The sequence below is a fragment of the Marinobacter sp. genome, from assembly GCF_041686475.1.
Lineage (GTDB): Bacteria > Pseudomonadota > Gammaproteobacteria > Pseudomonadales > Oleiphilaceae > Marinobacter.
The window spans coordinates 1-8,576 of sequence record NZ_JAWLDU010000066.1; the positions used below are offsets into that span (position 1 = coordinate 1).

9 protein-coding genes are annotated in these 8,576 nt (G+C 57.8%); 5 read left to right on the top strand and 4 right to left on the bottom strand.

The window, feature by feature from the left end:
- The 3 genes from ACESMB_RS12880 to cydC all read left to right on the top strand — a co-directional run.
- A partial coding sequence (locus tag ACESMB_RS12880; RefSeq protein ID WP_372971741.1) for a cytochrome d ubiquinol oxidase subunit II occupies window positions 1–768 on the top strand: 768 nt, incomplete at its 5' end.
- Window positions 769–2,439, top strand: a complete 1,671-nt coding sequence (gene cydD, locus ACESMB_RS12885) for a thiol reductant ABC exporter subunit CydD (RefSeq protein WP_372925578.1) — start codon at window positions 769–771, stop codon at window positions 2,437–2,439.
- Window positions 2,432–4,048: a thiol reductant ABC exporter subunit CydC gene (cydC, locus tag ACESMB_RS12890; RefSeq protein WP_372971742.1), complete on the top strand. Its 1,617-nt coding sequence runs from the start codon at window positions 2,432–2,434 to the stop codon at window positions 4,046–4,048. The genes cydD and cydC overlap by 8 nt, the downstream gene beginning before the upstream one ends.
- Window positions 4,049–4,055: 7 nt before the next feature.
- Here cydC and ACESMB_RS12895 read toward each other — a convergent pair whose 3' ends face one another.
- Both ACESMB_RS12895 and ACESMB_RS12900 read right to left on the bottom strand, forming a co-directional pair.
- A complete protein-coding gene (locus ACESMB_RS12895; RefSeq protein WP_372971743.1) occupies window positions 4,056–5,297 on the bottom strand; it encodes a saccharopine dehydrogenase family protein in 1,242 nt (413 codons plus the stop codon).
- 27 nt (window positions 5,298–5,324) lie between these two features.
- Entirely contained in the window at window positions 5,325–5,750 is a 426-nt protein-coding gene (locus tag ACESMB_RS12900; protein WP_372971744.1) for a hypothetical protein, read from the bottom strand.
- Between the two features lie 165 nt (window positions 5,751–5,915).
- Here ACESMB_RS12900 and ACESMB_RS12905 point away from each other — a divergent pair, with 165 nt between their 5' ends.
- Window positions 5,916–6,101 (top strand): hypothetical protein, encoded by a 186-nt coding sequence (locus ACESMB_RS12905; RefSeq protein ID WP_372925574.1) that lies wholly within the window; start codon window positions 5,916–5,918, stop codon window positions 6,099–6,101.
- Between the two features lie 55 nt (window positions 6,102–6,156).
- Here ACESMB_RS12905 and ACESMB_RS12910 read toward each other — a convergent pair whose 3' ends face one another.
- Window positions 6,157–7,098 (bottom strand): electron transfer flavoprotein subunit alpha/FixB family protein, encoded by a 942-nt coding sequence (locus ACESMB_RS12910; protein WP_372971745.1) that lies wholly within the window; start codon window positions 7,096–7,098, stop codon window positions 6,157–6,159.
- Window positions 7,099–7,848, bottom strand: a complete 750-nt coding sequence (locus ACESMB_RS12915) for an electron transfer flavoprotein subunit beta/FixA family protein (protein WP_372971746.1) — start codon at window positions 7,846–7,848, stop codon at window positions 7,099–7,101.
- A 415-nt stretch (window positions 7,849–8,263) separates the two neighbouring features.
- Between ACESMB_RS12915 and ACESMB_RS12920 the strand changes: the two genes are divergently transcribed.
- Window positions 8,264–8,576 (top strand): NAD(P)/FAD-dependent oxidoreductase (locus tag ACESMB_RS12920; RefSeq protein WP_372971747.1); only part of this gene is annotated, 313 nt, incomplete at its 3' end.

The following is an 8,576-nucleotide window of genomic DNA, read 5'->3' on the forward strand; positions in this document are numbered from 1 at the left end:
ACTATCCTGCCTGCGCTTTATATAGGAGTGTTCCTGCTGCTGGCCGGCCTGATCTTCCGGGGCGTGGCGTTCGAGTTCCGCTTCAAGGCCAACACCTCGCGATACCTCTGGAACTGGTCCTTCGCAGGCGGTTCCACGGTAGCGGCTTTTGCACAGGGGGCAGTGGTTGGTGCCTATATCCAGGGGTTTGAAATCACTGACGGCGTCTATTCCGGTGGCGCTCTGGACTGGCTGACTCCGTTTACGGTTTTGACCGGTTTCGGACTGCTGGCAGGTTATGCCCTGCTTGGGTCTACCTGGCTGATCATGAAAACCGAGGGCCGGCTTCAGGACTGGGCCTACAAAATCACCGTCCCTCTGTTACTTGCAGTGCTGGCCGTATTCGCGATCATCAGCGTCTGGACACCGTTCGTCGAAGAGATGGTGAAGGAGCGCTGGTTCTCAACCATCACCATTATCTGGATACTCCCGGCCCTTACCCTGCTTTGTGCGTTCCAGATCTTCCGGTCAGTGCGTAACCGGTCTGAGGGTATGCCCTTTGTGGCCACGCTCGGGCTGTTCATATTCACCTACCTGGGATTGATTGTCAGCCGCTGGCCCTACGTGGTGCCACCTGACATCACCCTCTGGGATGCGGCGTCTGCCTACGAATCCCAGTTGTTCCTGCTGATTGGTCTGGTGTTTGTAATACCAGTGGTGCTTGCCTATACCGCCTGGACCTACTGGGTGTTCCGGGGCAAGGTTCGCGCCGGCGAGGGTTACCACTAAGTGGCAGAGCAAGCCGCAGCCCGTCGTTGGTTGAGCGGGCTTGCAGCCCACGGCCGCCCGCTGATCCTGGCGACGGTATCAGCGGGGGTGGTCGTGGGGCTTGCGACCATCGCTCAGATGGCGTTCCTGGCGGGTATAGTCCACCAGGGTATTGTCGGGGAGGTTCCGCTTGAGGAGCTTACCCTGCTGTTTGCCGGCGTTGTGATGGCGATACTGGTCCGGGGTATCGCTCAGGGCCTTCAGGCGCGTTTCGCAGCCCGTTGCAGTCGTAAGGTACGTAGCCAGGTGCGCCGTGAGATAAGCCGTTGCTGGCAGGCGACCGGGCCCGTCGCCATGGGGCAGATCTCGGCAGGCACGCTGGCGAGGGAGTGGCTCGACCATACCGACGCCCTTCACGGCTATTTCGGCCGCTTCCTGCCGCAAATGCTTCTTGCAGTGATAGTGCCGCTGCTCATACTGGCGGTGGTGTTTTCGCTGGACTGGCTTGCAGGCATATTCCTGCTGCTGTCGGCACCCCTCATTCCACTATTTATGGCCCTGGTCGGCATGGGTGCCGAGAAGCTGAACCAGCGGCATTTCCAGACCATCGGCCGGCTCTCCGGGCAGTTCCTGGACAAGGTACGGGGCCTGACCACCCTGCAGCTGTTCGGCCAGACGGCGCCGGCGGCAGAAACGCTGCGACAGCGCTCTGACGACTACCGCCGCGTTACCATGAAAACCCTCAGGATTGCCTTTCTCTCCTCTGCGGTACTGGAGTTCTTTGCCTCTGTAGCCATCGCCGTGGTGGCAATCTATATCGGCTTTGGCTTGCTGGGCTACATCACCTACGGGCCGTCTGACGAACTTACGCTGTTCTCGGGCCTACTGGTGCTGTTGCTGGCACCGGAGTTTTTCCAGCCACTGCGCCTGCTGTCCCAGCATTATCATGATCGTGCTGCGGCCATGGGCGCCAGTGCCGAGATCGTGGACAGGCTGCAGCAGGTTGATGAGGAAGAAACGCCTGTAAAGAGGGCTTTCCAGCCCCGGGCGCCGGATCAGGTCTCGGTGCAGGATCTTTCTGTTGCCTACGATCCGGAGCGGCCGGTACTGGATCAAGTGTCAATTGAGATCCGCAAAGGTGACGTTATTGCCCTCACCGGCCCTTCCGGGGGCGGCAAGTCTTCATTGTTGTACCTGATTGCAGGTTTCATGCAGCCGGATGCAGGTACCATCTCGGTGTTCGGTGACGCGCCGGGCGAGCAGCCCTTCGGCTGGCTCGGGCAGTCTCCCTTCCTGGTACACGGTACCTGGGCAGACAATCTGCGCCTGACTACGCCGGACGCCTCCGATGTTGCCATAGAAACGGCATTGCGCCAGGTAGGCCTTGGCGACCTGCTCAACAGCCGGGAACGGGGCATTTACAGCAGGATCACGGAGGATGGCCAGGGTCTTTCTGGCGGGCAGGCGCGGCGATTGAGCCTGGCACGGGTATTCGTTGCCAATTACGATCTGATCCTCCTGGACGAACCCACGGCCGGGTTGGACAGCGACAGCGAGATCTACATTCTTCAAGCGCTCCACAAACTCGCCAAGGCGGGTAAAACCCTGATCTTTGCAACTCACCACCAGGCCTTGCTGACTTTGGCGAACCGCACTCTGCTGGTAAGCGAGGGAGGAGTGAAAGATGCGTGAACTCTGGCCCTGGCTAACCCTCATTTTCCGACGCCCTGGGCGATTGTTTGTGGGCGGCATACTGATTCTGGCCACACTGCTGTCCGGTATGGGGCTGCTGGCATTGTCCGGATGGTTCATTACCGCCACCGCCCTCACCGGCCTGCTTCTGGCCGCCGGTGTGCAGGCGTCACTCAACCTCTACGTTCCGGGCGGCGGCATACGGTTCTTCGCAGTTGCGCGAACTGTGGCTCGTTATGCCGAGCGGGTTTACAACCACGATACCGTGCTGCGCCTGCTGACGGATATCCGTGTGGCGCTGTTTGAACGGCTGAGCCTGTCTGCGCGATATCGCAGGAATGCGCTACGAGGCCCCCAGTGGCTGTCCAGGCTGACCAATGATGTGGATGCCCTCGATACCCTGTACCTCCGCCTGATTGCTCCTGCGGCCCTTGCCGCGCTGGTAACCGCCATATTGATCGCGGTCGCCGGGATATTTTACAGCCAGGACCTTGCCCTGGGCCTGCTTATCACGCTGGTTCCTGCGTTTCTTGTTGCGACGGTAGTGGTTTTTCTGCGTACCCGCCATCTGGTATACCGCCAGACCGATGCCCGTGAGCGGGTGCGAACGGATGTGATTGAACACATCGAAGGTTTCGCGGAGCTGACAGCAGCGGGCCGCACCGGCAAACACGCCGCTCTCTGCCTGCGCCAGGCGGACCAGATTGCCCGCGATGATTCCCGGGCTGACACCCGCACTGGCTGGAATCTGGGGCTGGCGCAGGTAATGGTTAACCTGGCCGTTGTGCTGGCTCTCTGGATGGGGCTGCAGTTGTTCCAGCAGGAATCCATTAGCGGTCCAGTGGTAGTGTTACTGCCGGTGGCATTGCTGGGGTTGCTGGAAGTCTACTCAATGCTTCCGGACGCGTTTGCGCGGCTGGGGGGAACCCTTGCTTCTGCAGCAAGGTTGAATCGTGATTGTGCGGCGGAATCCGGCACCGGTCCCGGGGCTGAACAACTTCCTTTGGATTCCGGCCATGCCCTGGAACTTGAAAGGGTTACCATCCGGTTTGGCGACCATTCCCCCGTTCTCAGCCGTTTTGACCTGACAGTTCCGACGGGCGAATGGGTCAGCGTTATTGGCAGTTCCGGTGCCGGTAAATCGTCACTGGCGGAGGTGATGGCAGGCCTGGAAAAACCCGCCTCAGGATGCGCAAGGCGACTGCCATCAGCCTATCTCACCCAGCAGACGGTATTGTTCGAAGATACCCTGAAAGCGAATCTGCTGATTGGCAGGCCGGACGCCAGGGATGCAGAATTATGGCGGGTCCTGGAACTGGTGGCCATGGCGGATCGCTTTACCCATGAACCGGCGCAGCTAAATACCTGGCTGGGCTCCATGGGCAGCCAGCTATCCGGCGGGGAGGCCCGGCGTATTGCTCTGGCACGGGTGCTTCTGAACGAATCGCCGCTACTGGTTCTGGACGAGCCATTTACCGGAGTGGATTCCGAGACAAGAGACAGTATTGCAGCAGGGATGAAACAGTGGCTGGCCGGAAAAACCGTTGTTGCGCTGGGGCACGCGCCGGAGGCCTTACCCGCCTCCGACCGCACCATCCGGCTCAGCTAAAAGCGGTTCAGCTGGTTTCCAGCAGTTCGAAAGTCAGACCAGCCTTCGTAGTCAGGCGATCGAAAAGCTTGCCATCGAGCAATGACGAAGGCGTCCAAAAACCGCCCTGTTTGTCACCCTCAACATCAAACGCCAGGCTCATGCCGGCTTCGCCCAGCATTTTACCAGTGGAGCCATAGCCCGGATCCCGGTCGCCGGTTACCTTGGTTTTGATGGTTTTGCCGTCGGCAGTCTTACCCACGAAACGCAGATCGTAAAAGCCGTTTTTCTGTGCTTCCGGGCTTGGGCCCTCGCCTGGCTTGGGCACGAACTTCTCCACCACCCAACGCGATGGCTTGAACGCGGAAGCGGTAAAGAAACCGCCGAGAGCACCGGTGATCGCGTAGGCGGCCAGGCGACCCTTCACGCCACGCCCCGTCATCATGGCTTCATCGTAGGTGAATTCCTTGCCGTAACGGGCATTCTGGAGGGCGTTGGAGCGGTGCACAATGCGCGTATTGATGGCCCCCATCACGAAAGGCGCCAGCCAGACATCGAAATCCCTGTCGTACTCGGCCCCTTTCAGGCTGGGCTGACGGGTTTTGGAGCGATGGTCAGGCGGACAGATAGAGAACGGGTTCGCAAGCTCCTTACGCAGCTTGGGGTCTGCCGCAGCTTCCTTGGCCACATTCATCATGCTTGCCACTGTGCCGCCGGAAAATTCGCCCTTGGCAACTTTTACCCGCATGCGTACGTCCTGGCAGGGAGCTCCGAAGGTTGCTTCAGCCTGCTCCTGCAGGAACCACACGCCCATGTCCGATGGGATGGAGTCGAAGCCACAGCAATGAACAATTCGGGCACCGGAGGCCTTGGCTTTATCCTCGTATGTTTCCACCATCTTGCGGATCCACTGGACTTCGCCAGTCAGATCGCAGTAATCGGTTCCGGTCTCGGCGCAGGTTTTGACCAACGGCTCGCCATACAGGGCATAGGGGCCGACAGTGGAAATCACCACACGGGTCTGATCACACATGGTTTTAAGGGCGCTTTCATCGCTGGCGTCTGCCACAACCATGGGCAGATCCCCTGCCCCTTTGCCGAGGCTCTGCTTCAGAGTGCTCAGCTTGCTTTCGGAACGCCCGCCAATTGCCCAGCGAACCTCTTTACCAATGCCATAGGTTGCGAACAGGTAGTTGGTCAGAATCTGCCCCACGAAACTGGTGGCGCCGAATACCACGACGTCGTAGGTGGTGTCAGTCTTTGTGCTCATTGGTTGTCCTTAATCCGTCAGGATCCGTTATGAATTGCCGGCGCCGGGGCGGGCAGCCTTGGCGCCCATCAGTACCAGGAAAACTGCAACGCCCAGGCCCCAGAAGCCGTTAAGCATCAGGCCTCCAACCCAGGTCTGGGCAGATACCGCCAGCCCTTTGAGCGGGAAGACCACCAGCATGGCAACGGCGGTTGGTCCGATGGCGCCTACTATTACATTACCCAACCAGAACTTAAAGCCATTCAGGCGGCCGAGAATGGCCCACAGCACCAGCCCCCAGAGACCGCCAAAGAAGGCCAGCGAAATCACGGCAGGCACACCCAGAGGGGGAACCGGGCTGAGATTGAACGGCGCGGCAGGGACCATACCCACGAAATAGAACAGGGCAAACAGGCCCTGATGGAAAATCAGTGTTGCGAGAAAGCCACTGACAAACGCTTTTAACCAGATCATGTCATCATCCTTACGGTTGTTTCCTTGAAATTGCGACAACAACGTCGCGCCGGCCAATCGATTCAACCGGCCGATACTGCACACTGGCGAGTTCGCCTTCAGCAAAAAATGATAGAAGAGGCTCTGACTGAAAGCTATGGCCCTGATAATACACGGGATCCAGAGATGATACTTACGCTATGTGTCCGCGATCCGATTGCCCTGGCCAAACGGGAATCGAAATCCGCCCGCATGCTGGCCGACCGCCTTCCTGTTATGGTGAACAAGGCATTGCACATTCTCGCGGATACACTGTTTACCAGTAAGAAAGAAAAGACACTGAGTGACCGGAAAGATCTGAAAGAAAAATAGAATTGAGCCAATAAAAAAGGCACCCGAAGGTGCCTTTTTTATTGGAATCAGAAAGTTAGATAACTTTCTTCAACTCCTCTTCAAGCTGCGGAACGGCTTCGAACAGATCCGCGACCAAGCCATAGTCGGCAACCTGGAAAATCGGCGCTTCCTCGTCTTTATTGATTGCAACAATCACTTTGGACTCGGACATGCCTGCCCAGTGCTGAATGGCACCGGAAATACCGACCGCGATGTAAAGTTGCGGCGCAACGATTTTGCCGGTCTGACCAACCTGCATGTCGTTAGGCACAAAGCCGGCGTCTACAGCGGCGCGAGAAGCACCAACAGCAGCACCCAACAGGTCTGCCACCTGTTCCAGCATCTTGAAGTTCTCGCCATTCTGCATGCCACGGCCACCGGAAACCACAACGCCGGCACTTGCCAGATCCGGACGGTCAGACTTGGCCAGCTCTTCGTTGACGAACTCGGACAGGCCCGCGTCTTTTACAACATCCAGGGCTTCTACAGTAGCGGAACCACCCTCACCGGCAACCGGATCAAAGGCCGTCGGGCGAACCGTGACGACCTTGATGCTGTCAGTGGTTTTGACGGTGGCCATGGCGTTACCGGCGTAGATCGGGCGAACGAAGGTGTCTTCGGACTCCACACGCATGATGTCGGATACCTGGGCAACGTCCAGAAGCGCTGCGACGCGCGGCATAAAATCCTTGCCAATGGTACCGGCGGCGGCCAGGATATGGCTGTAACCTTTGCCTACCTCGGCAACCAACTCGCCCAGGTTCTCACCCAGAAAGTGGCCGTAGACGGCATCGTCGGCAACCAGTACCTTGCTAACGCCTTCGGCCTTCGCCGCAGCTTCGCCTACCGCTCCGCAGTTCTCGCCGGCAACCAGTACGTCGATGTCGCCACCGATGGCTTTGGCAGCAGCCAGAACGTTCAGGGTGGCCTGCTTCAGCTCGCTGTTGTCATGTTCAGCAATTACAAGGATGCTCATTTAGATCACCTTCGCTTCGTTCTTCAGTTTGTCGACCAGCTCAGCTACGTCAGCAACCTTCACGCCCGCCTGGCGAGAGGCCGGGGCCTCTACCTTGAGGGTAGAAAGGCGCGGAGCAAGCTCAACACCCAGGTCAGCCGGGCTCATAGTGTCCAGCGGCTTCTTCTTGGCCTTCATGATGTTCGGCAGAGAAGCGTAACGCGGCTCGTTCAGACGAAGGTCAGTAGTAACAACCGCAGGCAGGTTCAGGGCAACGGTCATCAGGCCGCCGTCTACTTCACGGGTGACGTTGACCTTGTCACCTTCAACAACCACTTCTGAAGCAAAGGTACCCTGCCCCATGCCAGTCAGTGCTGCCAGCATCTGACCAGTCTGGTTGTTATCGGAATCGATGGACTGTTTGCCGAGAATGACCAGCTTTGGCTCTTCTTTCTCAACAACGCTCTTGAGCAGCTTGGCCGCTTCGAGAGACTGAACCTCTTCGTCTGATTCGATGTGGATACCACGGTCGGCACCCAGCGCCAGAGCAGTGCGGATTTGCTCCTGGCAGGCCTTCGGGCCGATGGAAACCACCACGATTTCGCTGGCAACACCCTTCTCTTTAAGGCGAACTGCTTCTTCAACAGCGATTTCGCAGAACGGGTTCATTGCCATTTTGACGTTGGCGAGATCAACGCCGGTGTTGTCCGGCTTGACGCGCACCTTTACGTTGTAGTCGATAACTCGTTTTACAGCGACCAGAACCTTCATAGATTCCTCGTTCTTCTACGATGAGTTTACATTTGAGAACAGCACATACTTGCGGGACCTGCTGTCTGTCAGGGCGTCATAATACTGCAGGCAAAGGTCACCGGGGTCAATAGCCTCTGAGAAGGTTGAGACGCCGCTTTCGCGGCCAATGAGCACCGGTTGACTCCACCTGAGCGTGAGACGATACTAGAAAACGACTCAAAATACACGTTTTGGCCCAGCGCCATTGAACAATGCCAAAGGTAAACCCAAATTTCAAACAAACGTTTGTTTGATTATTGAATTGCGGTATCCTTTCAGTTAAGAAAACAGGGGCTTTCGCTTTGTGGGAGTCGTCTGAAATCCGTTTTACCGGTATGATGACGCCCCTGAGAAATTGCCTGTTGGCATCACTAAAAGAGATGAGGAGACCAACGTGGAACGCGAATCGATGGAATTTGATGTTCTGATCGTCGGCGGGGGGCCGGCTGGCCTCTCGGCAGCCTGTCGCATCATGCAGATGGCCCAGGAAGCCGAACAGGAACTGACCGTCTGTGTCGTTGAGAAAGGTTCCGAGATCGGGGCTCACATCCTGGCAGGAACGGTTTTCGAACCCACTGCCCTCAACGAACTGTTCCCGGACTGGAAAGAGAAAGGGGCACCGCTGAACACTCCGGTCACCCGTGATGACATTTTCCTGCTCAAGAACCAGGAAAACGCCAGCAAGATCCCCAATGCCTTTGTGCCGA